General features: G+C 71.4%; 19 protein-coding genes and 1 pseudogene. 4 read left to right on the forward strand and 16 right to left on the reverse strand.

Annotated features, from left to right (window positions below):
* Positions 1-9 precede the first annotated feature (9 nt).
* Positions 10-1,737 carry an AMP-dependent synthetase/ligase gene (locus tag ACFO0C_RS10920; RefSeq protein ID WP_378066463.1) on the reverse strand — a complete coding sequence of 576 codons (1,728 nt, stop codon included), beginning with the start codon at positions 1,735-1,737 and terminating at the stop codon, positions 10-12.
* Positions 1,734-2,399: a TetR/AcrR family transcriptional regulator gene (locus ACFO0C_RS10925; RefSeq protein WP_378066464.1), complete on the reverse strand. Its 666-nt coding sequence runs from the start codon at positions 2,397-2,399 to the stop codon at positions 1,734-1,736. The genes ACFO0C_RS10920 and ACFO0C_RS10925 overlap by 4 nt, the downstream gene beginning before the upstream one ends.
* 45 nt (positions 2,400-2,444) lie before the next feature.
* Here ACFO0C_RS10925 and ACFO0C_RS10930 point away from each other — a divergent pair, with 45 nt between their 5' ends.
* On the forward strand, positions 2,445-3,230 hold the full coding sequence (locus tag ACFO0C_RS10930) for an inositol monophosphatase family protein (RefSeq protein WP_378066465.1): 786 nt from the start codon (positions 2,445-2,447) through the stop codon (positions 3,228-3,230).
* On the opposite strand, the gene ACFO0C_RS10935 is transcribed toward ACFO0C_RS10930, so the two are convergent.
* The 8 genes from ACFO0C_RS10935 to ACFO0C_RS10970 all read right to left on the reverse strand — a co-directional run bounded on the left by ACFO0C_RS10935 (position 3,227) and on the right by ACFO0C_RS10970 (position 13,878).
* Positions 3,227-3,877 (reverse strand): FHA domain-containing protein, encoded by a 651-nt coding sequence (locus ACFO0C_RS10935; RefSeq protein ID WP_378066489.1) that lies wholly within the window; start codon positions 3,875-3,877, stop codon positions 3,227-3,229. The two genes, ACFO0C_RS10930 and ACFO0C_RS10935, sit on opposite strands and share 4 nt — an antisense overlap.
* Before the next feature lie 2 nt (positions 3,878-3,879).
* On the reverse strand, positions 3,880-5,145 hold the full coding sequence (locus ACFO0C_RS10940; protein ID WP_378066466.1) for a vWA domain-containing protein: 1,266 nt from the start codon (positions 5,143-5,145) through the stop codon (positions 3,880-3,882).
* Positions 5,146-5,157: 12 nt separating this feature from the next.
* Positions 5,158-6,108: a PP2C family protein-serine/threonine phosphatase gene (locus ACFO0C_RS10945; RefSeq protein ID WP_378066467.1), complete on the reverse strand. Its 951-nt coding sequence runs from the start codon at positions 6,106-6,108 to the stop codon at positions 5,158-5,160.
* Positions 6,109-6,283: 175 nt separating this feature from the next.
* Complete coding sequence (locus ACFO0C_RS10950; protein WP_378066468.1) at positions 6,284-8,596, reverse strand: serine/threonine-protein kinase; 2,313 nt, start codon at positions 8,594-8,596, stop codon at positions 6,284-6,286.
* Entirely contained in the window at positions 8,593-9,792 is a 1,200-nt protein-coding gene (locus tag ACFO0C_RS10955) for a hypothetical protein (protein WP_378066469.1), read from the reverse strand. The genes ACFO0C_RS10950 and ACFO0C_RS10955 overlap by 4 nt, the downstream gene beginning before the upstream one ends.
* Positions 9,793-9,835: 43 nt before the next feature.
* A complete protein-coding gene (locus ACFO0C_RS10960) occupies positions 9,836-10,738 on the reverse strand; it encodes a glutamate ABC transporter substrate-binding protein (protein ID WP_378066470.1) in 903 nt (300 codons plus the stop codon).
* Positions 10,739-10,773: 35 nt separating this feature from the next.
* Entirely contained in the window at positions 10,774-12,051 is a 1,278-nt protein-coding gene (locus ACFO0C_RS10965) for a hypothetical protein (RefSeq protein WP_378066471.1), read from the reverse strand.
* A gap of 279 nt (positions 12,052-12,330) precedes the next feature.
* Positions 12,331-13,878, reverse strand: a complete 1,548-nt coding sequence (locus tag ACFO0C_RS10970; protein ID WP_378066472.1) for a long-chain-fatty-acid--CoA ligase — start codon at positions 13,876-13,878, stop codon at positions 12,331-12,333.
* 170 nt (positions 13,879-14,048) lie between these two features.
* On the opposite strand from ACFO0C_RS10970, the gene ACFO0C_RS10975 reads away from it, so the two are divergent.
* Positions 14,049-15,269, forward strand: a complete 1,221-nt coding sequence (locus ACFO0C_RS10975) for an EAL and HDOD domain-containing protein (protein ID WP_378066473.1) — start codon at positions 14,049-14,051, stop codon at positions 15,267-15,269.
* A 327-nt stretch (positions 15,270-15,596) separates the two neighbouring features.
* On the opposite strand, the gene ACFO0C_RS10980 is transcribed toward ACFO0C_RS10975, so the two are convergent.
* The 3 genes from ACFO0C_RS10980 to ACFO0C_RS10990 all read right to left on the reverse strand — a co-directional run bounded on the left by ACFO0C_RS10980 (position 15,597) and on the right by ACFO0C_RS10990 (position 19,625).
* A complete protein-coding gene (locus tag ACFO0C_RS10980; RefSeq protein ID WP_378066474.1) occupies positions 15,597-15,938 on the reverse strand; it encodes a hypothetical protein in 342 nt (113 codons plus the stop codon).
* Positions 15,939-16,377: 439 nt separating this feature from the next.
* Positions 16,378-18,873: an ABC transporter permease gene (locus tag ACFO0C_RS10985; protein WP_378066475.1), complete on the reverse strand. Its 2,496-nt coding sequence runs from the start codon at positions 18,871-18,873 to the stop codon at positions 16,378-16,380.
* Positions 18,870-19,625 (reverse strand): ABC transporter ATP-binding protein, encoded by a 756-nt coding sequence (locus tag ACFO0C_RS10990; RefSeq protein ID WP_378066476.1) that lies wholly within the window; start codon positions 19,623-19,625, stop codon positions 18,870-18,872. Before ACFO0C_RS10990 ends, ACFO0C_RS10985 begins: the two co-directional genes overlap by 4 nt.
* A 109-nt stretch (positions 19,626-19,734) precedes the next feature.
* On the opposite strand from ACFO0C_RS10990, the gene ACFO0C_RS10995 reads away from it, so the two are divergent.
* Positions 19,735-20,973 (forward strand): sensor histidine kinase, encoded by a 1,239-nt coding sequence (locus tag ACFO0C_RS10995; protein WP_378066477.1) that lies wholly within the window; start codon positions 19,735-19,737, stop codon positions 20,971-20,973.
* Entirely contained in the window at positions 20,970-21,611 is a 642-nt protein-coding gene (locus ACFO0C_RS11000) for a response regulator (protein WP_378066478.1), read from the forward strand. Before ACFO0C_RS10995 ends, ACFO0C_RS11000 begins: the two co-directional genes overlap by 4 nt.
* Positions 21,612-21,852: 241 nt before the next feature.
* Here ACFO0C_RS11000 and ACFO0C_RS11005 read toward each other — a convergent pair whose 3' ends face one another.
* From ACFO0C_RS11005 to ACFO0C_RS11015, 3 genes and pseudogenes are all read right to left on the reverse strand, one after another.
* Positions 21,853-22,263, reverse strand: a complete 411-nt coding sequence (locus tag ACFO0C_RS11005) for a hypothetical protein (RefSeq protein ID WP_378066479.1) — start codon at positions 22,261-22,263, stop codon at positions 21,853-21,855.
* 937 nt (positions 22,264-23,200) lie between these two features.
* Entirely contained in the window at positions 23,201-23,986 is a 786-nt protein-coding gene (locus ACFO0C_RS11010; protein ID WP_378066480.1) for an ABC transporter permease, read from the reverse strand.
* A gap of 458 nt (positions 23,987-24,444) precedes the next feature.
* A pseudogene (locus ACFO0C_RS11015) lies at positions 24,445-25,395 on the reverse strand (ATP-binding cassette domain-containing protein); the annotation flags it as partial.
* Positions 25,396-25,676 lie beyond the last annotated feature (281 nt).

A 25,676-nucleotide genomic window follows, 5' to 3' on the forward strand; every position in this document is an offset into this window, starting at 1 on the left:
GATCGAACCCTACTGGTAGAGACTGTCCAATTGCGACCGGTAACGGTCCTCGGCGGCCCGGCGGCGGATCTTCATCGACGGGGTCAGGATGCCGCTCTCCACGTCGAGGTGGTGGTCGAGGATCGCGAACTTCTTGATCGTCTCCCACGAGTTGAGGCCCGCGTTCAGCTCGTCGACGCAGCGGGAGATCTCGGCGACGATCTCCGGCGACGTCACGAACGTGGCGTAGTCGCCGGCGCCGGGCCGTTTCGCCACCTCGTCGGGATCCAGGTCGATCAGGGCGGTGATGTATTTGCGGTTGTCGCCGTGGACCACGACATGGCCGGCGAGCGGGCAGATCGCCTTGAACCTGGCCTCCACGGCCTGCGGTGCCACGTACTTCCCGTTGGAGGTTTTGATCAGGTCCTTCTTGCGGTCGGTGATCCGCAGCGACCCGCGCCCGGTGATCTCGCCGATGTCGCCGGTGCGCAGCCAGCCGTCGGCCAGCACCTCGCCGGAGTCCAGGCCGTGGTAACCGCTCATGATGCCGGGGCCCTTCAGCAGGATCTCGCCGTCCTCGGCGATCCGCACCCGGGTGCCGGGCAGCGGCCGGCCGACCGTGCCGTACTCGGGGTCGTCCGGCCGGTTGAAGATCGTGGTGGCGCACGACTCGGTCAGGCCGTAGCCCTCGGCGACCGGCAGGCCGATCGCGCCGAACCAGGCGGCGATGTCGGGGGAGAGGGCGGACGCGCCGGAGATGAAATAGCGCATCCGGCCGCCGAAGCGGGCGCGGACCTTCGCCAGTACGAGCCGGTCGGCCAGCGGGTTGCGGTGCCCGGCCCGGACCGCCCACGCGAACAGCCGGCCCTTGAGGCCGCCGCCGATCGTCGCGCCGACCCCGGCGTACACCTTCTCGAAGATCCTCGGCACCGCCGGCATGATCGTCGGCCGCACCTCGGTGAGCCGCTGCACGATCCGGCTGACGTCACCGTCGACGGCGAACTCGAACCCGACCGACAGCTGGCAGGCGAGCAGCGCCTTGCCGAACGCGTGTGACAGCGGCAGCCACAGGTAGCCGACGTCGTCGGGCCGCACGATGCCCATCGCCTGGATCGCCAGCCCCTGGTACACCCACGCGCCGTGACTGATCCGCACACCCTTGGGCCGGCCGGTGGTGCCGGACGTGTAGATCAGCGTCGCCAGGTCGTCCGGCCCGACCGCGGCGGTGGTCCGGTCCACCAGCTCCGGGTCGTCGCCGAGGGCCTCGCGGCCGCGCTCGCGGAGCTCGCCCAGCTCGCTGATCAGGATCACCCGCTCGACGTGCGGCGCCACCTTCGCCCGGTGCGACTCGTCCTCGACGAACGCGAACCGGCTGCCCGAGTCGGTGAGGATGTGCTCGACCTCGTCCGGCGACGACGACGGATAGACGGTGGTGGTCGCGCCGCCGGCGCACATCACCGCGAAGTCCGCCTCGATCCACTCGACGCGGGTGCCGGAGACGATCGCGACCCGCTCCTGCGGCCGCAGACCCAGCGCGATCAGGCCGGCGGCGATCTCACGGACCGCTTGCGCGGTCGCGGCCCAGGTCTGCGGGACCCACTCTCCGCCGCCGGCTCCCGATGACGGCCGGCGATAGGCGACTTCCTCGGGGGTACGGCCGGCGCGTGCCAGGAACATCGCGCCGAACGACGGCGGGCTGTCCCGCCGCAGCTCGGCCAGCAGGGTCTCCTCGGCCGCGGGTGCGGTGCACTCGGTCACGCGGGCTCCTCGGGGGCAGGGGGTTCGACCATCCGGCACAGCCAGCCGGACAGCTCGGGGACCAGGGCGGACAGGTCGGGTTCGGGGGCGGCGTCGAGCGCGTCGGAGGCGATCTGCCGCAACGCGTGGATCGCGCCGAGGTAGGCGCTGAACGGGACGCGGTCCCCCGTACCGGGAAATCGTCTCGCTCTGAGGTCTCGGACGAATCCCGCGAGTCGGGTGAGAGCCGCGCGGCGACGCTCCCGTGCCGGGCGGCCGAGGCCGTCCATCTCGACCTGGAAGGCGCGGGCGGTGACCGGATCGCTCTCCAGGGTGGTCAGATAGGACGCGACGAAGTCGCGGACGCACGCCGGCCAGTCGTCGCCGTCGACAGCGGCCAGCCGGTCGAGGAAGACCTCGATGAACCGGTCGTAGGCGGCGAAGACGCACGCGTCCTTGTCGGTGAAACAGGCGTAGAAGACGGCCCGGGACACCGCGGCGCGGGCGCAGATCTCGCGGACGCCGAAGCCGCGGTAGCCGTCGGCGGCCAGCAGCTCGGTGGCGGCGATCAGCATCCGCTCACGCTGGGCGTCGACGATCTGATCGCGGTCCAGAGCGTGCCGCCCGCGGGGGAGGCCGGCCGGGACGGTGAAGACAAGACCGCTGGTTATCTGAGTACGCATTGTTACTTTGATGTTCTCACGAACCACCACGGGCAGGATGAGTGGGTGGCTGAGTACATCCCTGATGACCTTGACATCGCCCAGCAGGCCGCGCTCGCCGGCGCGGCCGAGGGCCTCCGGCACTTCGCGGCGCTCGCCGGGCTGCCCCGCGAGCTGAAACAGGACGGCAGCGTGGTGACCGCCGCCGACCGGGCCGTCGAGGACCGGATCCGCGAGGTCCTGACCGCGGCCCGCCCCGGCGACACGATCCTCGGCGAGGAGCACGGTGAGACCCTCGGCACGGCCGGCCGCCGGTGGATCATCGACCCGATCGACGGCACCCACCTGTTCGTCGAGGGCGACGACCGCTGGCTGGTCCTGATCGCGCTGGAGGAGCGCGGCGAGATCACCGTCGGCGTCGCGGCGCTGCCAGCGCAGGGCACGATCTTCTGGGCGGTACGCGGAGCCGGCGCCCGCCAGGCCGAGGTGCGTGACGGCCGGATCGTCGACGAGCAGAAGATCGCGGTCGCCGCCGGCAGCCCGCCCGAGCTGGCGTCGAGCCGCCTCGGCGTGGTCCCCGACTGGGACCGGGCCGACGTCGCCGCCCTCATCGACGCCGCCGACGAGCGACAGTGGTCGCTGCACCCCGGCCTGCTGGTGGCTCGCGGCGACCTGGACGTGGCCGTGCAGACCAGCGGCAAGATCTGGGACTTCGCGGCGACCTCGCTGATCGTCACCGAAGCCGGTGGCGACTATCGCGGCCTCGACGGGCGCACCACCCCCGGCCCGGGCGCGTCGCTCTACAGCCGCAGCGCGGAGATCGGCGACGCCGCCCTGGCCGTGCTGGGCTAGACGGGCGCGTGCAGGGTGATGGTGGTCCAGGCGCCGACGTGGACCCGATCGCCGTCCTTCAGCGTGCGGGACTGACCGGTGGCGAGCGGCTGCTCCTCGTCGTTGATCCAGGTGCCGTTCGACGAGCCGACGTCCGACACCATCCAGGTGCCGTCGATGCTGAACGTGAGCAGCGCGTGGTTGTGCGACACGCCCGGGTCCGACGGTGCGGCGCCGAGGTCGATCTCCGGCTCGGTGCCCTTCGACACGCTGCGCCGCCCGATCCGCACCTGCGGCGGCGCCAGCTCGATCGTCTGCGCGATCGTGCCGGCCGGGAACGTCACGCCCTCGATGTCGTTGAGCGCGAAGTAGTCCGGATCGGGGACGACCGTCGCCGTCCACGGGCCGGCCGGCGCCACCACCGGCGGAGGGTCGATCCGCGGGACCCGGCCGGTGCTGTGGTCGTAACCGCAGTCCTCGCAGAACCGGAACGGCCCGCTGCGTGGATAACCGCAGTTCGGGCACTTCTCCTTGACCGGCGCGGCGGTCTGCTCGGCGGCCGGAACGGAGATCAGCGGCACGACCGGGGCGGCGCCGTCGATGCGCGCCCCGCACGTGTCGCAGAAGTCCCCCTCCGCCGAGGCGTGCCCCTTCGGGCAGGTGTACATGGTCACTGGCCGCGCCCCACCCGCACGGTCTTCGTCGAGCGGGTGTCCAGCGCCATCTCGTCCTCGGCCGCCACCTTGCGGCGCAGCCGGACCGTGCCGGTCACCGCGTCCTCGATCTCGACCACCTTGGCCAGCAGGTCCTCGGTCGCCTTGTTGCCGCTGGCGTGCGCGAGCTGTGCGGCCCGGCCGAACTTGATGGTCGCGGTCCGGTCGTCGCCGGCCTCCCGCGCGGCCAGCCCGGCCTGGATCGCGTCGGCCAGCTCGGCCTGCCCGGTGTAGTGGGCGACCTGCCGGTTGATCCGGGTGGACAGCCCGGTGTCGTCCGTCCACACCGCCCGGACCAGGGCGCGGGCGTGCTCGGTGTCGCCCTCCATGATGTGCACCCGGGCCGCGAGCATCTCGTCGCCGGACGCACCGGACGGGACGTCCACACAGATGTGGTAGTCGCGGCTCTCCTGGCCCCACGAGCCGAGCGGGTACCGGCCGGCCCGCGGACCGTCCTCCACCCGCTTGCCGGTCAGGTCGGCGACCTGCGGCTCGACCTGCTTGACGAACCGGACCGAGGCGTTCACCGGGGTCCACACCTTCAGCTGCACGTCGGCCGACGTCTTGCCCATCGCCGCGGTGATCATCTGCTGGAAGGAGGCGGTCAGCTCCATCGGCTTGGCCACGATGTCGACGGTGCCGAGCATCTTGTCGGCGATCTTGCGGAGCTCGGCGACCTTCCAGTTCGCGCCGACACCGCGGCAGTCGCAGACGAACTGCTCCTTGATCTGGTCGAGGACGCTGTCGAGGTAGCCGTACCGCTCGCCGTTGTCGCCGTCGGTGAGCAGGATGGCGTGCTTGATGTCGCCCGGCCGCTGCGCGAAGAGCTGGGCGGCCAGCAGCAGCCACGCGCCCATCGCGGTGCCGCCGTTGGCCTGCAGCCGGTCGATGGCCGTCGACGCCGCGGCCCGGGTCTGCGGCGAGGCGACCGCGAGCTGGCCCGGGTCCGGGAAGAGCTGCTGGGCGGTGCTGACACCGGCGATGATGGCGAAGTGCACGCCGTCGTCGATGCACTCGACGGCGGCCTTGGCGGCCTGGCGGGCGGCACCGATGCGGCCCTCGGCCTGCATCGAACCGGACGCGTCGACGATGATGATCTCGGTGGCGCCACCGGTGCGGCGGCCACCCTCGCCACCGCTCGACGTGACCGTCACGATCGCGTTGACTTCACTCGCGCCCAGGGCGAGGTACTCGTTCTGGAAGGCCTCGGCGGTGTACGACACTCTCGGGACTCCTTACGCGTTGGTGGTGGTGTCGAGGTCGGTGGTCTCGGGTTCCGGGTCGGCGGCGGCCGGGCGGACCGGGATCACCGCGACCGTGATGTTGTCGGCACCGCCGGCCGCGTTCGCGTAGGCGACCATCGCCCGCGCCGCGCCGAGCAGGCTGTTCGCCGAGGCCAGGCAGTCACGGACCATGGCGCCGAACTCGCCCGGGTCGACCAGGTAGTTCCACAGGCCGTCACTGCACAGCAGCAGATGCCCCGGCTCGGTGGCGGTGAACGACCGCACCCGCGGGCGTACCGGCCCGGCGTCGGCGCCCAGCCACGCGGTGATCGCGTGCGCCTTCGGATCGTTCATCGCGCTCACCGGGTCGGCGCCCATCGCGATCACGTGGGTGGCCCACGAGTCGTCCTCGGTGAGCTGCTCGGCCGGTCCCTCCGGGCCGAGCCAGTAGACCCGGCTGTCGCCCACCCAGCCGTAACCGACGTGCGGGCCGCGCACCGCGGCGGCCACGATCGTGCAGGCCGGGTTCGCGGCGGCGCGGCGCGGATCGCCGGTGTGCGCCAGTGACGCCACCGCGGCGGCCGCGCCGGTGATCGCGTGCGCGACCGCACCGGCCAGGCCGACCGCGCCCGGCGGCCGCTCCAGGTTCTCCAGGGCGGAGGTCCCGTCCGGGTCGTCGGCCGGCGGCGCGTCCGGGTGGCGGGCGCCGGCCAGCAGCTCGCCGGCCGCGCGGACGGCGATGTCCGAGGCGGCGTCCGGGTCGAACGACGCCGACACGCCGTCCGAGACCACCACGTCGGCGGCGTCGTCACCGACGGCCAGCCACATGGCGTCCTCGTTGCGGTGATGGCGGCGGCCACGGTCGCTGACCGCCGCACCGGTCGTGCCGCCGTCGGCCTCCAGATGATCGCGGGATCGGCCGGCCATCATGCCGCACTCCTCGCAGTACCCGTCGTCGCCCACGGAGCTCCCCGCCCCGCACCGCGCGCAGTCCTGGCGAGCCGGCGTGGCGGTCTCCGGGGCGGGCGGTCCGGCGAGCCTACGCCCGCACACCTCGCAGAAGGTAGCGCCGGAGGCCAGCTCGTCCTCACAGGAGGCACAGTCGGTCGTCAAGGTCATGAGCGCGGTTCCGCCCCTCTCACGTACGCGTCCGCGGGCGTACCGCGTTCGCCAGGTCCACCAGGCGGATCTTCTCCGTGCCGTGCGTCGCCCGGGCCATCTCCCGGTACGCCGACTCGAGCGCGAACCGCACGTCTCGTTCCGGCTGCCGTTCAGCCGGCTGCCCGCCGATCACCGTGGCGAGTTCCGCCCCGGCGATCTTGGCGCCGCCGCCGAGAGTACGCAGCACCTGTTCGAGCAGTTCGGCCCGGAGGGTGGCCAGCTGCGCCGCCTCCACCTCCAGCCGCGAGATCAGGCCGGCCGCGGTGGTCAGCGAGTCCACGTCGACCACCGCCGACCGGTGCGAACGCACCAGCGCCCGGATCGCGCCGATCTGCGAGATCGGGTAGGCCGACGACGTACCGGGCACCCGGTTGTACGCCTCGACCGCCCCGGCCCGGTCGCCGCTCTCCAGCCGGCACCGCGCCAGCCCGGCCGCCGCCGTGGTGAACGCCGGATCGGTACGGCTGACCACGTCGTAGTACGCGCACGCGGTCTTCGCGTCCCCGGCCAGCTCGGCGGTGAACCCGAGGGCCAGCTGCGGCGCCAGCTCGCCGGGCAGCGCCGACCACACCGCGTCGAACCGCTGCCGGGCCCGCGCGTGGTCGCCGGTGGAGAGCGCGAGCAGACCGTCGTACCAGTCCACCCGCCACTCCGGGTCCATCGTGTCACGGATCGCGGCCGCTGATTTCGTGTCGCCGCGGTCGATGTGCGCCCGCATCTGCCGCAGGCCCACCTCAGCCGAGTCCTGCGGGGCGGTCGCCAGCTGGGCCAGCACGGTCGCCGGGTCGGCGGCGGTGATCGACGCGATCATGCCGGCCGCCGGGTCGCTCAGGTCGACCAGCGGGGTCGGCAGGTCCTGCCAGCGGGCCCGGTCGTCGCGCAGATCGGTGCGCAACTCCCCGGTGAACTGCCGGGAGATCGCCGGGTGCGGCGTGCCGCCCTCGGCGAGGACCTGCCGCAGCACGCCCAGCATCTGCTCGGCCATCTCGGCGGCGTCGGCGAACCGCCGGTCCGGGTCGGTGTGCGTGGCCTGCCGCAGCAGCCGGTAGAAGCTCTCGTGCTTGCGGTAGGCGTCGAACTCGCCACGGTCCGGCAGGCTGGTCGCGAACGTGCTCTGGTAGCCACGGAAGTCGGTGGTGAGCACGGCCAGCGTCCGGCCGATCGTGTAGAGATCGGACTGCGGTGACGGCCCGTCGGTGGCCATCTCCGGCGCCTGGTAACCGACGGTGCCGTAGATCGCCGCCTCCTGGTCGTCGATGTGCACGACGCCGCCCAGGTCGATCAGTTTCATCTGGTCGCCGGACTGGATCACGTTGTCCGGCTTGAAGTCGCAGAAGATCAGGCCACGGTCGTGCAGGTAACCGAACGCCGGCATGATCTCCAGCACGAAGGCGAGCGCCTGGTCCACCGGGAGCGGGTCGGCCGCCCTGTCGCCGCGGCGCTCCTTGAGCAGGTCCTTGAGCGACTTGCCGCCCACGTACTCCATGACGATGTAGCCGGCGCCGTCGTGCTCGACGAAGTTGTAGATCTTGACGATGTTCGGGTGCTCGACCTCGGCCAGGAACCGCCGCTCGGCCACCGCCGCGGCCAGCGCGTCCTCGTCACCCGAGTTGAGCAGGCCCTTGAGCACCACCCACCGGTCCGACACGTTCTTGTCCACCGCCAGGTAGACCCAGCCCAGGCCGCCGTGCGCCAGCGGGCCGACCACCTCGTACTGCCCGGCGACCAGGTCACCCTTGCTCAGTTTCGGGGTGAAGTTGAACGCCTCGCCGCAGTTGGCGCAGAACCCCGACGAACGGGCCGGCCGGTCGCCGCGGGCCCGGCCGACCGGCTTGGCGCACTTCGCGCAGTAACGCTTGGACTCCGGCACCTCGGCCACGGACATCACCGCGGTCGCCGGGTCCGCGGTGCGGACCGGCGCGATCTCCACCAGGCCTCCGCCGAACCGGCGGGCCGATCCGGTCCGGGAGCTTCCCGACGTCCGGCCACTTCCTCTGGTACGGGTGGAGAGTGCGCTGGAACCGCGGGTGGAGGAGGCGGTCCCGGACCGTGCCGGCACCGGGGCGGGTGCACCGGCGGCCGGCGCGAGCCCGCACGTGTCGCAGTAGCCGTCCTCGATCGTCCCGCCGCAGCTCCCGCGAGCGCACCGGCCCGGAGTCGCCGTGACCGGGGCGGCCGTGACCGGGGCGGCGGTGACCGGGACCGGGGCGGCGGCGGCCGGCGCCAGGCCGCACGTGTCGCAGTAGCCGTCCTCGATCGTGCCGGAACAGTTGGGGCGCTGGCAGGTCATCGGGCCTCCCGGGCGGCGATGGTGGCGGAGAGGGCGTCCTGGTACTTCTCGACCGCGGCCCGCGCCGCCGCCAGATCGCAGGGCGCGTGGTGCAGGGCGTCACGTGCGGTCCCGGCGAGCGGGCCGAGCACCGGGTCCTCGCCGAGCCCACGGCTCAGCGCCTTGGCCCGGAAGGCGTCGAGGCGGCCGCGCAGCTCGTTGCGCTCGGCGAGCAGGCCGGAGTGGTGGGCCTGCGCCGACCGCAGCGCGGCCAGCCGCTCCCGGGCCTGCCGGTTCCAGGCCGACAGGCGGGGGCTGATCAGTGCCCAGTGTCCGGCGGCGGCCAGCGCGTCGATCGCGGCCAGCTCGGGGCGGGGGTCGGTACCCCGTACCACCATGATCTTGTCTTCGGGGAAACGCCCGGTGACCGCGTCGCGGGCCGTGTCCGCGGACGTCTGGGCCGCCTCGATCTCGGCGACGACGGTCCGGGCGTCGCGCAGCCGCTGCGACAGCGAGGCCCGCAGCTCGGCCGCGGAGGTCCGCTCCGCGTCGGCCCGAGCGATCAGCGTCCGCACCCGGGCCAGCCCGGACACGTCCGCACCCAGCGGATCCGACAGCAGCGTGCCGGTGATGTCGCCGAGCAGGCGGTCGGCCTCGTCGAGCAGCCGGTCCGTCTCGGCGGCCAGGCCACCAGCGGTCTGCCGGGTCAGGTCACGCACGTGCAGCAGCGCGTCGGCGGCCTCCGCGGCGGCCGGCGCCGCCCGCCGCCACGCGTCACCGGCGCTGGTGACCACCGCGACCGCCGTCGCGAACGCCGCCTCCATCGCCGCCAGCAGCTCGGCCGGAGTGCAGGTGGAGATCACCTGGCCGGAGCCGAGCAGCCCGCGCTGCGCCAGCGGCACCGTCGCGGTCGACAGTGTGATCGAGCTGCCCAGCACCTCCTGCTGGAAGGCGGCCCGGTCGGCGTCGCTCATCCGCCGCTGCGAACGCAGAGCCCGTGCCCGGTCGATCACCTCACCCAGCTGGCGGTGCCCCTGCCAGAGACGGGCCAGCGCGTCGCCGGCGTCGGCCCACGCGGTCGCGGTCCGGCCGGTCAGCCTGATCCGGCCCAGCTCCTGGCGGTCCGGGTTCTGGTCGAGCTCGACCAGGTTCGCGGCGATCGCGGCGACCGCCTTCTCCAGGCGCGCCAGCTCCGTCTCGGCGGCATGCATCGTCATCATCGGCACCGTGCCGGCTCGGTCTCGGCGGCATGCATCGTCATCATCGGTACCGGGCCGCGGGCGGTTTCGGAGCCGGGCCGGAGGCGCCCAGCCAGTGGTCGTAGATCTTCGCCCAGGTGCCGTCGGCGCGCATCCGCTCCAGCACCGCGTTGACGTACCGGGTGAACTCGGGGTGCGTCTTGGCGATCGCGATCGCGTACGGCTCCTCGGTGAACCTCGGGCCGACCACCTTCGCATACGGGTCCTGCGCGGCCAGCCCGGCCAGGATGGTGTCGTCGGTGGAGACCGCCTCCGCCTCGCCCAGCTGGAAGGCGACCAGGCACGAACCGTAGTCGGCCCGGGTGACCCGCACCGGCGGCGGGTTCACCTTCGCCAGATTGTCCAGCGAGGTGGAGCCGGAGACCGCACAGACCGGCCGTCCGCCGAGGTCCTCGATCCGCTGCACCGGCGAATCCTTGCCGACGAGCACCCGCTGCCCGGACTCGTAGTAGACGGTGGAGAAGTCGACCCTCTCCCAGCGGGCACAGTTGGTGGTCATGGTGCTGATCACCAGGTCGACGGTGCCGTCCGCGACCCGGTCCATCCGGTCCGCGTTCGCGACCACCCGGATCTCCAGGCGATCGGGGTCGCCGAAGATCGCCCGCGCGATCTCGCGGCCCATGTCCACGTCGAAACCCTCGATCTTCGCGGTGAACGGGTCACGCGAACTGAACAGCACATTGCCCTGGTTGGTGCCGAGGATCAGCCGGCCCCGGTCCTTGATCGTCTGCATGTGGGTGCCGGCGGTGATCTGCACGCCCTTCGTCGGCCGGAAACTCGCCCGCGCGTCACAGCTGGGCGCGGCACCGGGTGTGGCGCTCGGCGACGGCGCCGCACTGACCTCCGGCTCCGCCGTCGTCGCCGGACCGTCGTCGGTGCAGGCGGTGCCGACGGTCGCGGTCAAGGCAACCGCCAATATGGTACGGATCACCCGAGCCCTCACCGGTACTCCTCCAGCCTGGCTCGCAGCCCCGCCACCGCGCACACGCCGATCGCCAGTGCCAGCAGCGGCCCGAGGACGGACAGCGCGCCCAGCCCGCGCCCCGCCGAGCGGACCTCGTCGTCGAACGCCGCTCGCCGGTCGCTGATCGCCTCGCCCAGCACGGCGGTCAGCCCGTCGAACGTCGCCGTGGTCTCCCCGTCGACAGCCAGTTTCACCGCGCCCTCGTAGTCACCGTTGTCGTCCAGATCGCGGATCTTGTCATGGATCGCCAGATAGGCGTCGTGCTGCTGCTTCGCCGTCGTCATCAGCACGGCGACCTCGTCGAACTCCGGCCCGGTCACCACGAACCGCTGCCGCAGCAGCTCGAAGTCGTCCTCCAGCTTGCCGTGCCCGGCCCGGGCGGCCAGCGTGAGCGCCTCGTCGGCCCGCTCCCGCAACACCAGATTGCGCGCCTCGGCCAGCGCCTCCGCCGGAGCCGAACCGTCCCGGTCGGCGCTCGCCAGCCGAGCCCGCTGGTGCGCGAAGATCCCGGTGCAGACCAGGGCCAGCAGCACCGTCAGACCGGTGGCGGTCAGCAGCGGCACGTTGAACGTGCGGCGGGTGGTCCGGCTCAGATGCGCCTGCGTCACGACCAGCGCCAGCCCCAGACCCACCGCCACGACCAGCAGCAGCATCAGCCACCAGGAACTGCGCGAATCCGTGTAACCGTCGGCGGCCTCCCGCCGGGCCTGCTGGAACAGCGCCTGCGCCTGCGGCTGCAAGGTCTCCCGGTTGAGCTGCGAGGCGGTCGACAGGTAGGCCGCGCCGACCGGCTTGCCCTGCCGGTTGAGAGCCCGGGCGGTGGCGACCAGCGCGGTGTAGTCGCCCAGACCGGTCGAGATGACCCGGATCGCCTCGGCGCCGTCGCTGTCCTCCGGCACCCGGCGGGCGGCCGAGGTCAGCGCGGTCGCGGCGGCGGCGAGCCGCTCGTCGTAGCGACGGGTCAGGTCGGGCGGCTCCAGACCGCCGGTGATGAACGCCTGCGCGGCGGTCGCGTCGGCGTCGGCCAGCGACGACCAGACCGTCTCCGCCTCGGCCAGCAGCGGCTGGGCCCGGTCACGCAGATCCGCGGTGCCGGTGGCGGCCGAACGGGCGGTCAGGCCGGCGACGAGACCGGTCAGGACGGACAGCACGAGCAGAACCGCTAGCAGCAGCTGAAGGCGGCCGGGCGAGGTGTGCCGGAGCCCCGCGAGGCGGGTCAACGCCGCGCGGGGTGGCGCCTGAACTGCTGTCACGCTGGGTCGCCTCTCGCTGTGGGATCGCACGTCCACTGTGCGTTATGGGCGCAAGCTTTCCCTGTGCCTTTCGCCGCGGCTCGCCGTGTGCTTTCGCCGCGACGCCCCTCCTGTTTCGCCGTGGCGTTCCGCCTGGTTCCGCCGTGGCGTTCCGCCTGGTTTCGCCCTGGCGCCTCCCTCTGGTTTCGCCCTGGCGCCTCCCTACTGTTTTCGCCGTGGCGCCTCCCCTGCACGAGACGCCCGGCGGGAGACCCGCCGGGCGTCTCGTTCGCGGGCCGATCAGCTCAGCTCGCGCTTGAGCAACTTGCCCGTCGCCGTCATGGGCAGCGACTCGACGATCTTGACGATCCGAGGGTACTTGTAGGCGGCCATCTGGTCCTTGCCCCAGGCCACCAGTTCCTCCTCGGTGACCGACGCGCCCGGCTTCAGGATCACGAACGCCTTGATCTCCTCGCCGTGGCTCTCGTGCGGCACCCCGATCACCGCCGACAGCGACACCGCCTCGTGCGTGATCAGGACCTCCTCGACCTCCCGCGGGTAGACGTTGAAGCCACCCCGGATGATCATGTCCTTGGCCCGGTCGACGATGTAATACCAGCCGTCCTTGTCCCGCCGGGCCAGGTCACCGGTGCGGAACCAGCCGTCGCGCATCACCTCGGCGGTCGCCTCCGGCCGGCCGATGTAGCCGCGGAAGATGTTGTGGCCCCGGATCGCGATCTCGCCGATCTCGTCCGGGTTGTCGATGCTGTTCCATTCGTCGTCGATCAGCTTCACCTCGACACCCCAGATCGGGATGCCGATCGAGCCCGGACGCGGATCGCTGCCGGGCGCACTGAACGTCGCCACCGGGGAGGTCTCGGACAGCCCGTACCCCTCCAGGATGCTGACGCCGAACCGCTCCCGGACCGCCCTGATGATCTCCACCGGAAGGCTCGACCCGCCGGAGACGGCGACCCGCATGTTCGCCGCGATCCGTGCGACGTCCACGCCGTCCTTGAGAGCGTTCAGCAGGCCCCAGTACATGGTCGGGACGCCGGCGAAGAACGTCACGTTCTCGCTCTGCAGCAGCTGCACCGCGGCATCCGGGTCGAAACGGGGCAGCAGCACCAGCGTCGAGGCCGTGGAGAAACCGGCGTTCATGTTGACGGTCGAACCGAACGAGTGGAACAACGGCAGGACCAGCAGGTGGGTGTCGGTGGCCGGCTGGGTACCGAACAGGCGGTTGCAGGTCAGAGCGTTCAGCACCAGGTTCGAGTGGGACAGCTCGGCGCCCTTGGCCTGACCGGTCGTCCCGCTCGTGTAGAGGATGACCGCCGCATCCGTCTCGTCCCGCAGCACCGTCTCGAAGACCGGTGACTGCCCGGCGAGCCCCTGGCCCAGCGTCTCGGCGCCCTCGATCGGGGAGGCCGCCGCCGGATCCGCGGTGATCAGGAAGAAGTGCTCGGCGCCCTCCACTTCGGTGAAACCGGCGAAACCCTCGGCGCCCATCGGCAGCTCCGGGGTGCCCTGGAAGCAGAAGTACGCCTTGGCGCCCGAATCACGCAGGTGATACGCGATCTCCCGGCCCTTGAGCAGCACGTTCAGCGGCACCACGACCGCGCCGGCTTTGAGGATGCCGTAGTAGACGATCGGGAAGTACGGAAGGTTCGGGCAGGTCAGGGCTACCTTGTCGCCCGGCTGGACGCCCCGCGAGCGCAGGAGCCCGGCCACCTGGTTCGCCGCGGCGTTCACCTGTGCGTAGGTCAGGCGCTGCGGGCCGAGCACCACAGCGGCGCGCTCCGGGTAGTTGCGGGCGCTGTCCTCCAGGAGCACGGAGAGGTTGAGCATGAGGTGGAACCCTTCTTACCGATGAGTTGTGACGGCTGTCTCATCCCAACATGCGGCTCCGCGTGGTGGAAGGCTCCGTTTCGGCTTTGTTTCCTCGCGTCTTTCTTTAGGTCGGCCTTTTCCCTGCCGAATCCTCCAGCGTGGGAATCCCGGTGTTGGATGCGGTACACGTGGGACGTCAGCCGATCTTCGACGTCCAGGGCGTCGTCGTGGCTTACGAACTGCTGTTCCGTGGCCGTATGGACGACGTCGCGTCAGGGCGGCAGGACACGTACGCCACCAGCGCCGTCATGGTGAACGCGTTCACCGAGTTCGGCATAGCCGAGGTGGCCGGCAACCGGCCATGTTTCATCAACCTCACCCGCGAGTTCGTGACCGGCCGGCTCCCGTTGCCGTTCGGCCCCGAACAGGTGGTCCTCGAGGTGCTGGAAACGGTCTACGTCGACGACGAGGTCATCGCCGGGCTCACCGCGCTCCGCGAGGCCGGATACAAGATCGCGCTCGACGACTTCGTCTGGGGCTCCGGCCACGAACAACTCCTCGGCCTGGCGTCCTACGTCAAACTCGACCTCCTCGACGGCGACCTCAGCCGCCTCGACGAGATCGTCGCCGCCTGCCGCGAACACCCCGGCATCGAACTCATCGCCGAGCGCCTCGAAACCGATGCGCAGGTCGCGATCGCCGACAAATACGGCATGGAACTGCGGCAGGGGTACGCGCTGAGCCGCCCGCAGGTCCTCAGCACCCCCAGCCTGTCCCCGTCCCGGCTGCGCCGCCTCGAACTCGTCGCCGCCCTGATGTCCCCCGACGTGCCCCTCGAGAAGATCACCTCGATCATCGTCAGCGACCCGGCGCTCGCCCTGCGCGTCCTGCGGGTCAGCAATTCGGTCGCGGCCGGCGTCGTCAGCCGGATCTCCTCGGTCCGGCAGGCGGTCATGCTGGTCGGCCTCAACCGGATCCGACGCTGGGCCACCCTGATGGTCGTCGACGACGTGGCCGAGGCCCCCGAGGAGCAGCTGCTGACCGCCCTCGCGCAGGCGCGCCTCTGCGAGAGCCTGGCCCCACGTTTCCGTGCCGACCCCGGCGCGGCGTTCGTGGCCGGCCTGGTCACCGGCATGGCCCGGCTGATGGCGATGACACCCGCCGCGATGGCCGAACAGCTGCCGCTGACGATGGAGGTCTCCGACGCCCTGACGGTCGGAGCCGGCCGTCTCGGCGACGTGCTGCGGGCGGTCCGGGCCTACGAGAACGGCGAGTGGGGCTCCGGCGACCTGGCCGGCTTGTCCCTCGACGCGATGCGCTGGTCCACCCGAACCCTCACCGCGGCCCATCGTTTCTCCCCAGGAACCACCAAGCGCCGCCGAGGCCCAGCGGCCCCCCGCCCGGTCTGAACCCACCCCAGTCTGACCTCCAGCCCATCTCACCATTCCAACCTGCCCACCGCCTCGTCCGCTCCACCTGCCCGGATACGGAGCACGCTGCCCGCCGGTCCACTTGCCTGCCGGTCCGCCTGCCTGCCGGTCCTACTGCCTTGCCGGTCCGGCTGCCTCCTGGTCCGCCTGCCTGCCGGTCCTACTGCCTTGCCGGTCCGGCTGCCTCCTGGTCCGCCTGCCTGCCGGTCCTACTGCTTTGCCGGTCCGGCTGCCTGCCGGTTCTACTGCCGGCCGGTCCCGCTGCCTGCGCGCGGTGAGCCGGTCACCGGCCCATGACGATCCTGCTCAGGACGGGCGAGTATCCGATTCCTCGAGATCCTCGGCGTTGACGACCTGCCAATCGCTCTCCTCCACCGGATGCCGGGCGGTCCACCAGAGCCCGAAGGCCATCAGACCGACATTGAGCACGGCGGGCCCGATGACGAACAGGTCCCGCAGGCCGCTATCGAACATCCCGTAACGGTTGGCGAGCAGGCAGACGAACACCGACCACGGCATGCCCAGCACCATCAGAACAAGCCCCACCAGCCCGGCCCCGAGATCGGGACCAGGATTGGCAGCGGCCGCTGTGCTGGCTGGCCCCATCCACAGATAGGTCAGCGGCACCAGAACCACCGCCTGCGCCACGGCAATCCCTCGCACCAGACGCCATCGCCCACCCGGCCGCCATCGCCCACCACCGGACCGCGACTCGTCCCGCATAGTGCCGACCCCCTGGCTGAACACGACCAAGCCACCCCTGATCCTCCCCGACCATCCCCTCGCCCGACCGCCGAAGGCCACGAACAGCCCACACGCCGTGCCGCGCTTGCCGCGCCGTGCCGCGCTTGCCGCGCCGTGCCGCGCTTGCCGCGCCGCGCTTGCCGTGCCGCAACCGGTCTCCGGTGCCGCATCCCGCCCCGAGCCGGTTCTGGCCTGCGATGTCGTGCTCGGTTTGCCATGCCGTGCTCGGTTGCTATGTGGGCTCGGCTTGCCGTGCAGGGACGGTTTGCCGTGTGGACCGGGCCTGCCGCGCCGCGCGCGGCCCGCCGTGCCTGGCCGCTATGCACCCACCGGCGGCGCCGCGCTACGAGGCCCCCGCTGGGCTGTCGCGTGCCCCCCTCAACAGCGGGAACGCCGCGGCGGCAACCGCGAGTGCGGCGCATAGGGCGGTGACTCCGGCGGTCGCAGCCCACGGAAGCACCAGAGCGATGTCACGGCCGATCTCGTCCTCCAAAGCGGCCCGGACCCCGGCTAGCGAGATGCCCGCGACCAGCCCGCCCAGAATCGCCCCGACCGCAACCGCGAGGACCGCCTCCGCGGTGACGACTCGCAGCACCTGACCGGTCCCGGCCCCGGCCAGCCGCAACGCCCGGAACTCGCCCCGTCGCGCGGCGGTTGCCATCAACAGCGTGTTCCCGACGGCGATCGCGGTGTATCCCGCGGTGAGCCCGATCAGCGCCAGCAGGAACAGGTCGACCAACTGGCCCTCCTCGTCGATCTCCTCCATGACGAAGTCGTGGATCGGGAGAACACGGGTGCCCGGAGTTGCCACGGGCGTCTTGTCCAACACGAGCATGCCGGTCATCGCGTCGGGATCGTGCTCCCGGACCATGACCGACGGCAATGTCGTCTCGTCCGCCACCGCGCCGACCGGCAACTCGGTCTCGGCCCCGTCGACGAACCGGACAGCCACGGTGTCACCGGCCGCGGCCCCCAACTTCTCGGCGCTGAACCGATCGAGAACCAGGGCGTCACCACGGCCCGTGGCATAGCCGCTGGCTGTCGCGTCGCCGACGGTCATCAGGATCCGGGTGACGAGTTCGGGTTCGGCTCCTTGCGCCGTGACCGCGGCTGCCGACAGGCCCGGTGTGCCGTCCGGGACCATCACGATCCCCTCCGGGTACTTCGCGGTTTCATCGATACCCGCGGCAACCTCGATGGTCGCGACCGTGCCTGCGAGCAACACTGTCAGTCCCACGGTCGCCAGCACCGGAGCCGCCGTCGACGCGACCCGGCGGACACCAGTCAGCGTGCCCTCCCGAACCAGCATGCCGGTCGCGGTGCGCCGCCATGGGCGGGCCACCACGCGAACGAGCGGCACGATCAGCACCGGCGACAGCAGAGCGGCGGCGGAGAGCAGGAGCATGGCGGCGCCGAGCCCAGCGGTACTCCGCATCTCCAGTGGCAAAGCCGGCATCGAGGCGAGCAGCGCTCCACCCGCGACCCCACAGAGCGGCCCCACGACCCAGCGGGCCGGCGTCATCGGACGAGGATCGGCAGCCGCCTCACGCAGCGCGTCCAGCGGCGGGATCCGGCTGGCCCGACGGGCGGCCGCGGTCACCCCGGCCAGGGACACGACGAGCCCGAGCACGATCGCACCGGCCAGTGCGGCCGGCTGCCAGGTCACGGAGAACCCGGCAGGCTCCAGGCCGGTTCGGACCATCGGCCCTGCCAACAGCGGCGCGGCTGCCATACCGGCGGGAGCCCCGAGCACACCGGCCAGCAGCGCGATCAGAGCCGTCTCGGCATGCATCATCCGCCGCACCTGCCCCGGCGTCGCACCGACCGCCCGCAGGAGTCCGAGCTCGCGCCGTCGCTGCGCCGCACTGAGCGCACAGGTCGACGACACCACGAACACGGTCGCGAACGCACCCAGCGTGACCAGCGCGATCAACAACTGTGCACCGATCCACCGGATCCGGGTGACAGATCCCGGCTCGAGCGCATCCCGCTCCGCTCCGGCCCGCACCACCCCGTCCGGCCCGAGGACAGCCCGGGCGGCCTCCGCCACACGCTCCGGGTCTCCGCTCACGGTCAGGCCGATGACCTGAACTCCCGACGCCCGCCCAGCAGCCTCACGATCCGTGACGTAGAACCCGGGCCCATCCACCGTCCCTGTGACCAGCCATTTCACCGGCCCGGCCGAGGTGAGCAGCGCAACCTTCTCCCCGCCGACTGTCACCTTCCCAGCTGCGGAGTCCTCGACGGTAATGCCGGCCATCGCACCCCCTGCTGCGTCCTCAAAGACCCGGCCGGCAGTTGCCTCGGTGACGGCGGTATCGGCTCGGACCCCAGTGGGTGACCCGTCGAGTCCGGCATTGGCGGCCGAGGTGCGCGTAGCGGCATCGGGGGGTGTCGCGGTGCCGATCACCACTTCACCGGCCTTGGCCGGGGCTCGCCCGCTGGTCAGCCGGTAGCCACCGAGGGCCACCGACGACCAGGCATGTCCGTCGATCAAAGACGCCTGGGCGTCGCCGAGTGGCCGGCCCGACTCGAGGCGCTGCACGTAGAACCATGGGTCCGGGACCGCCGCCGTAACCCCCTCGATCATGGACAGGCGGTCGGCGAGGCCGGAAGCCTGCGCCGACGTCCACGACCGTCGATCACGGAGGTCGCCGGTGCCCGGGGCAGGTGGAGTGACAAGCACCGGAGCCTGGTCGTAGCGGGCCGGAGCCTGTGGGCGCGAACTCAGATACAGCGTCGCCGACCCCGCGACGACGGCCACGCCCAGGAACACCGCCACGAACGTGCCGGCGAAGCTCGCGAACCGATGCCGGACCATCGCCCACGCCGCGCTCACCGGACCACCACCGTGTGCTGGGCGTGAGCGATGTGCAGCGCGATCTGCTCAGCGCCGACCGAACCCGGGAGCTCGTCGAACACCCGGCCGTCGGCCAGGAACAGGACTCGGTCGGCGGTGGCCGCAGCCAACGGATCATGGGTGACCATGACGATCGTCTGACGATGCCGGTCCACCGCCTCGCGCAGGAGGCGGAGCACTGAGGCGCCCGATGCCGCGTCCAGCGCGCCGGTCGGCTCGTCGGCGAACAGGACCGCAGGCCTGGACACCAGCGCCCGGGCGATCGCCACGCGTTGCTGCTGACCACCCGACAGCTCGGATGGTCGGTGCCGCTCGCGGCCGGCGAGACCCACCTCGGCCAGCATCGCGGTCACGGCGCCCGGCTCCGGGCGGCGCCGCGCCAGGCGCAGCGGCAACGCCACGTTCTGCGCCGCGGTCAGTGCCGGAACCAGATTGAATGTCTGGAAGACGAAGCCGACGCGGCTGCGGCGCAGGCGGGTCAGCGCACGCTCGCTCAGGTCACCGACCGAGGTCCCGTCGATGACGACCTCGCCGCTGGAGAGACGGTCAAGCCCCGCAGCGCAGTGGAGCAGCGTCGATTTTCCGGACCCCGAGGGGCCCATGACGGCGGTGAAGGTGCCCGGCTCGAACCGGGCATCCACCCGGTCCAGCGCCGTGACCGCACGCTCGCCGGTCCCATACGTCCTGGTCGCTGACCGCAGCTCGACCGCGGGTGTTCGGTGATTCGTCATGCCGACCAGCAAACCGTTCCGACGGGCCCGGCACAGTCACGCGGAGTCCACTCTTGAAGGTAAACCCGCACTACCGACAGGCGCCCGAACGGCCGGTAGCGTGCCGGACATGCAGCCCCGCAACGCGCTCGAAGCGCTCACCATGCGTCCGGCCGCGCTGTTGCGATCGTCCTGGCCATGGCGTTCTCTCGCCTACCTGGCGAGCGGCACGCTGCTCGGCGCCGCCACCGTCGCGGCGGTCATGGTCATGCTGGTCGTCGGGACACTGCTGGCCGCGGTGGTCGTCGGCGTGGCCGGTTACGTGGGATGTCTGCTCTCCGGCATCGTGGTGGCTCGTGTCGAGCGGCGGCGGCTCCGCTTGGTCGACCACGACGAGCTGCGCGACCCGCATCTTCCTCCACCCCGTGCCGGGCTCCGTGCCTGGGTCACACTGCGGTTGCGAGAGGAGGCCACCTGGCGGGAGCTGTTCTACGCGGCGCTGGCAGCGGCCATGCTCAGCTGGATGGACCTGCTGGTCCTCGTCGGTGTCGCCTACACACTCCTGATCTCGGTCGGTGCGCCGTGGACCATCAGTGACGAGCCGCTGTCCTCCACCCTGCCCGCGGTCTTCGCCGGGTTGTTGCTGGGCCCGATCCTGGCCTATCCGGTGATCGCCTGGGCGGGCGCTCGCGCTGCGATGGCCCGCGCCATGCTCACGCCACCCGACGACGCGCGCCTCAGGGAGCTGACCCGGTCGCGGGCCAGGCTCGTCGACGCGTTCGAGGTGGAGCGGCGGCGGATCGAGCGTGACCTGCACGACGGTGCCCAGCAGCGCCTGGTCGCGCTGAGCATGCAACTCGGGCTTGCCCGTCTCGAGGTGCCGGCCGGTACGCCCGGCGCCGAGCCGCTTGCCGCCGCTCACCAACTGGCCAAGCAGGCGCTGACCGACCTGCGGGAGCTGATCCGGGGCGTGCATCCCAAGGTCTTGACCGACCGAGGCCTGGCCGCGGCAGTGGGGGAGGTCGCCTCGCTGGCGCCGGTGTCGGTCGATCTCGAGCTGCGCCTACCCGGCAGGTTGCCGTCGGCGGTCGAGATGACCGCGTACTTCGTGGTGGCCGAGGCACTCACCAACGTGGCCAAGCACGCCGGGGCGGAGCGGGCAGTTGTCGAGGCGTTCCTGGAGCGCGGCCGGTTGATCCTCCTGATCCGTGACGACGGCGGCGGGGGCGCCGATCCCGCGAAGGGTTCCGGTCTGACGGGGCTCGCCGACCGGGTCGCGGTCGTCGACGGAACAGTGAACATGTCCAGTCCGGCGGGCGGCCCTACGCTGCTGCGCGTCGAGATTCCGGTGCCCGAGGAGGATGCATGAGGGTGGTCATCGCCGAGGACGGCGTGATCGTGCGGGAGGGCGTCGCAGGCATGTTGCGACGCTTCGGGCACGAGGTGGTCGCCGCGGTCGGGGATGCTGTCGCGTTGCGGGAGGCAGTCGCCGAGCACCGGCCGGACGTGGTCGTCACCGATGTGCGGATGCCACCCGGCTTCAGCGATGAGGGCCTCCAGGCCGCGATCGAGATGCGGGCCGCCGACCCGGAGCTGCCCGTCCTGGTGCTGAGTCAGTATGTCGAGCAGACGTATGCCGCGGAGCTGATCGACTCTGATCACGGAGCAGGCGTCGGCTACCTGTTGAAGGACAGGATCGGTGAGGTCACCGAGTTCGTCGACGCGATCGAGGAGGTGGCGGCCGGTCGCACGGTTGTCGACCCGGAGGTCGTCCGTCAGCTGCTGGGCCGCCGCCGCGATCCACTGCATCGGCTGACTGTCCGCGAGCGCGAGGTCCTGGCATTGATGGCCGAGGGGCGCTCGAACCCAGGCATCGCCCGGGAACTTGTCGTCACCGAGGCGATGGTCGCCAAGCACATCAACAGCCTGCTCTCCAAGCTCGAACTTCCACCGGACAGCGACGACCATCGCCGGGTCCGGGCCGTCCTTGCCTATCTGCGCGGGTGAGAGATGGAACCGATGTGCGGGTGACGGATGGAACCGACGTGTGCGGGTGAGAGGTGGAACCGACGTGTGCGGGCGAGGGGTGGAACCGAGTGTGGGTGACGGATGGAACCGACCTGTACGGGCGAGAGGTGGAACCGATGTATGTGACTGGGAGCGGACCGCTTGTCGGGACGGTCAGATCACCCGCGTTTCGGGGCGTCGAGCTTGTGGAGTTTGGGGTGGCCCTTGGAGGGGAGCGGAGTCAGTCGCCGACGGTGACGGTGATGGTGGCCAACAGGCCCGCGGTCAGGTCGAAACGGTCCCGCGGGACGACATGGAGGGGGCCGCCTGCGGTGGGCTGGAGGTCATCGGTGGGCGGCAGGCCGGCGGCTACCTGGCCGGCGATCTGTTCCGGCACGTAGAGAGGACCGGAGTAGGTCACTGTCCGGCCGCCTGCCAGGTAACCGCCGACGTGGACGGAGGCGGCGATCTGGACGGGCTTTCCGGGTTCGCGGCCGGGATGGACCGTGCGGAACTCCGCGTAGCCGTCGGGGTCGGTGACCTGGGCGCCCCGCAGTTCGTCGTCGCCGGTGGCATCGCGGTGGCGGAGGTCGACCACGGCTGCGGTCACGGGGGTGCCGTCGAAAGCGTCGACAACGCGGATACGGAGCATGAGGGGTACGCCAGGGCGGTCGCCGGCGATGTCGCGGCGGACCAGTTCCAGAGGGAGGGGTTCGGGCTGGCCGGGCTCGGCGAGGGGGAGACGGGCCGGTTGTGGCCCTCGATTGACCGGCCGCGGCACCGGCCTGTTGATGACCGGTGTGCTCCGGCTCTCCTCGTTGCGCACGGCAAACCCCCGCTGTAGATCATGTCAACGGAGTTGATCTTCGCAGGAGAAATGCTGTTCTCGGGGGTTTTTGACTTATTTGTCCGCTGTGGCAGAGATGGCTTCCCGTAACAAGTGGCGCGCAGACTGCCTGGCAAGGCATGGCCATGCTCACCGCCCTGAGCATGGCCGATCCGGACCGCCTGGCCGGGGCGCGGTCCTACCCGGGACGCTTCCACCCCGAGTGTCCCGGAACGCTGTGGGCGGTCGGGGCGTTGCCGCGCCCGTCCGCCCACAGCGATCAACCGGCAAAGCTGGTCGTGCGGGGCGGCGAGAGGTCATCGGACGGACGCCGATGACGCCGGGCCAAGCAGGGTTCCGACTCCGGTTGAGGTCCGCTGGATCGAGAGCGGATTGGTGGGCCCGAATCGAGGGCGCCTTGGCCGGGTCGCCGGAGCGAGGGCGGCGCGGCCGGTTCGAGGGTCGGTTGGCCGGGTCGTTGGATCGAGGGCTGGTTGGTCGACATGAAAGACGGCCAAGAGGAAGCCGAGGCCAGGAAGGGCAGCGGTCGGGAGTGGCCGCGGCTGGAGGGGCAGCGGTCGGGAGTGGCCGCGGCTGGAGGGGCAGCGGTCGGGAGTGGCCGCGGCTGGAGGGGCAGCGGTCGGGAGAGGCCGCGGCTGGAAGGGCACCGGTCGGGAGAGGCCGCGGCTGGAAGGGCACCGGTCGGGAGAGGCCGCGGCTGGGAGGGGCAGCGGTCGGGAGGAGTGGCGATCGGGAGGAGTGGCTACTGGCCGAGCCTGCGGTACAGGCGTACTGAGAGGGGGCCGAAGATGATGATCAGCGCCAGTGGCCAGGCGACCGCGAGTAGGAGAGCGTGTTCGGCCGGCCAGGAGTCGGAGCCGAGACCGGGGTTGCCGAAGAGGTCGCGTAAGGCGGTGGTGGTGGCGGAGATCGGGTTCCATTCCGAGAGGGTGCCCAGCCAGCCGGGCATGAGTTCCGGGGCTACGAACACATTGGAGACGGCGCTCAGTGGGAACGCCAGCGGGAACACGATCATCGACACGGTGTCGGGGTTCGGGGTTGCCAGGCCCAGGGTGACTCCTACACAGCTCAGGGACAGGCGCAGAAGCAGGAGCAGGCCGATCGCTGTGAGTACGTTGCCCAGACCGAGGTGCCAGCGCCACCCTACGAGCAGACCGCATGTCACCAGGACGGTGGTCTCCAGGAGAGCCCGGGCCAGGTCGGCGGCGACCCGGCCGGTGATCAGCGCGGAGCGGGCCATCGGCATCGAACGGAATCTGTCCACCACACCTCGTCCCACGTCGACGGCGATGCCTGTGGCGGTCGCGCCGATGCCGTAGAGCATGGTCATCACGAAGACGCCCGGGATCAGGAACTCGCGGTATCCACCGCCGCCGGGTACCGACATGCCGCTGCCGAACACGTACCCGAACACCAGCACGAACATGATCGGCAGGCTGAAGTAGATGACGAGTTCCTCGGGTGCGCGCACCACATGCCGCAGGTATCGCCCGGCCATCACGCGACCGTCAGCGATAGCCGTGCTCATGCCGCCACCTCCGAAGAAGCAGAAGAAGTCGGAGCGGCCGGAGCGGCTGAAGGGGTTGAAGGGGCGGAAGGAGTCGAAGCGGCGCGATGGGCTGAAAGGGCTGAAGCGCGAGGGGCGGAAGGAATCGGAGCGGCTCCAGGGGCTGAAGGGGTCCGAGCGGTCGGAGGGGCTGAAGGGGTCGGAGCGGCTCCAGGGGCTGAAGGGGTCGGAGCGGTCAAAGGGGCCGAAGGGGCCGGAGCGGCGCAAGAGGCGGAAGGGGCTGAATCGGTGCGAGGGGCTGAAGGGGTTGAAGGAGTCGAGGCGGCCCGAGGGGCCGAAGGAGTGGAAGCGGTCGGAGGGGCTGAAGGGGCCTGAGCGGCACGAGGGGCCTGAGGAGCGGAAGGAGTGGGAGGAACTGGGAGAGTGGCAAGGGCTGACGACGGCGGGCGCGATGACGTCGGTGGTGCGGCGGGGTCGGCGGACGAGCTCCTGGCGGTCAGGTGCAGAAACGCCTCGTCCAGTGTGGGGCGGTGGATGCCGATGTCGGCCACGGTTATCCCAGCCTCCTGCAAGGCCCGCAGCGCCGCGGTCAGCGTCTCCACCCGGTCTTTCGGGAGGGGTACGCGTAACCGGCGCTGATCCACGTCGGTATCCGGACGGCCGCCCGCGATGTGGGCCAGTACGGCCGCCGCGTCGTGGAGGCGGTTGGCGTCACGGACCACGACCTCCAGGCGGTCCGCGCCCAGGGCCGACTTGAGCTCGGCGGGTGTGCCCTCGGCGACGACTCGTCCCGCGTCGACGACCGAGATGCGGGTCGCGAGCTGGTCGGCCTCCTCCAGATACTGGGTGGTGAGCAGGACCGTGGTTCCGTCGGCGACGAGACCGCGGACGGCGTCCCACACCTGGTTGCGGCTGCGCGGGTCGAGACCGGTCGTGGGCTCGTCGAGGAACAGCACCCGCGGGCGGCGGATCAGGCTGGCCGCCAGGTCGAGGCGTCGCCGCATGCCGCCGGAGTAGTCCTTCGCCGATCGGCCGGCAGCGTCGGTGAGCCCGAATCGTTCGAGCAGCTCATCGGACCGGAGCCGGGCCTCGCGTGGGCGCAGGTGGTGCAGCCGGCCGAAGAGGATCAGGTTCTGGCGGCCGCTGAGCAGCTCGTCGACGGCCGCGTACTGGCCGGTCAGCGCGATCCGCTCGCGGACCAGGCCGGGCTGGCTCGTCACGTCGGCGCCGGCCACCTCCGCCCGGCCGGCGTCGAAACCCAGCAACGTGGACAGGACCCGCACCGCGGTGGTCTTCCCGGCGCCGTTGGGTCCGAGCAGTCCGTGCACGATGCCGGCCGGAACCTCCAGATCGAACCCGTCGAGAGCGGTCGTCCCCTGTCCGCCCCGATACCGTTTGCGCAGCCCAGCGGCCACGATCGTCGCATTCATGGTCCCAGGCTGACGGCCACCGCTGACGAGTCACGCACCGTGCGCTGACCGGCTTCCGGAAAGCCGGCACGAGGGCCCGGCGAAGGGGCTGGTGGGAGTGCCGGCTGAGGGAAGGGGGGTGGGGGCGAAGGAGGGGTGGTGAAGGGGCTGGTGGGGAGTGCCGGCTGGGGAAGGTGGGTGGAGGGCGAAAGAGGGGCAGGCGAAGGGGCCCGCGGGGAGCTCCGACTGTGGAAGGGGTGGTGGGCGAGGCGGGGGTGGGAGCGGGGTGTGTGGAAGGGGTG

It is taken from the genome of Actinoplanes subglobosus, assembly GCF_042650585.1.
GTDB classification, from domain to species: Bacteria; Actinomycetota; Actinomycetes; order Mycobacteriales; family Micromonosporaceae; genus Actinoplanes; species Actinoplanes subglobosus.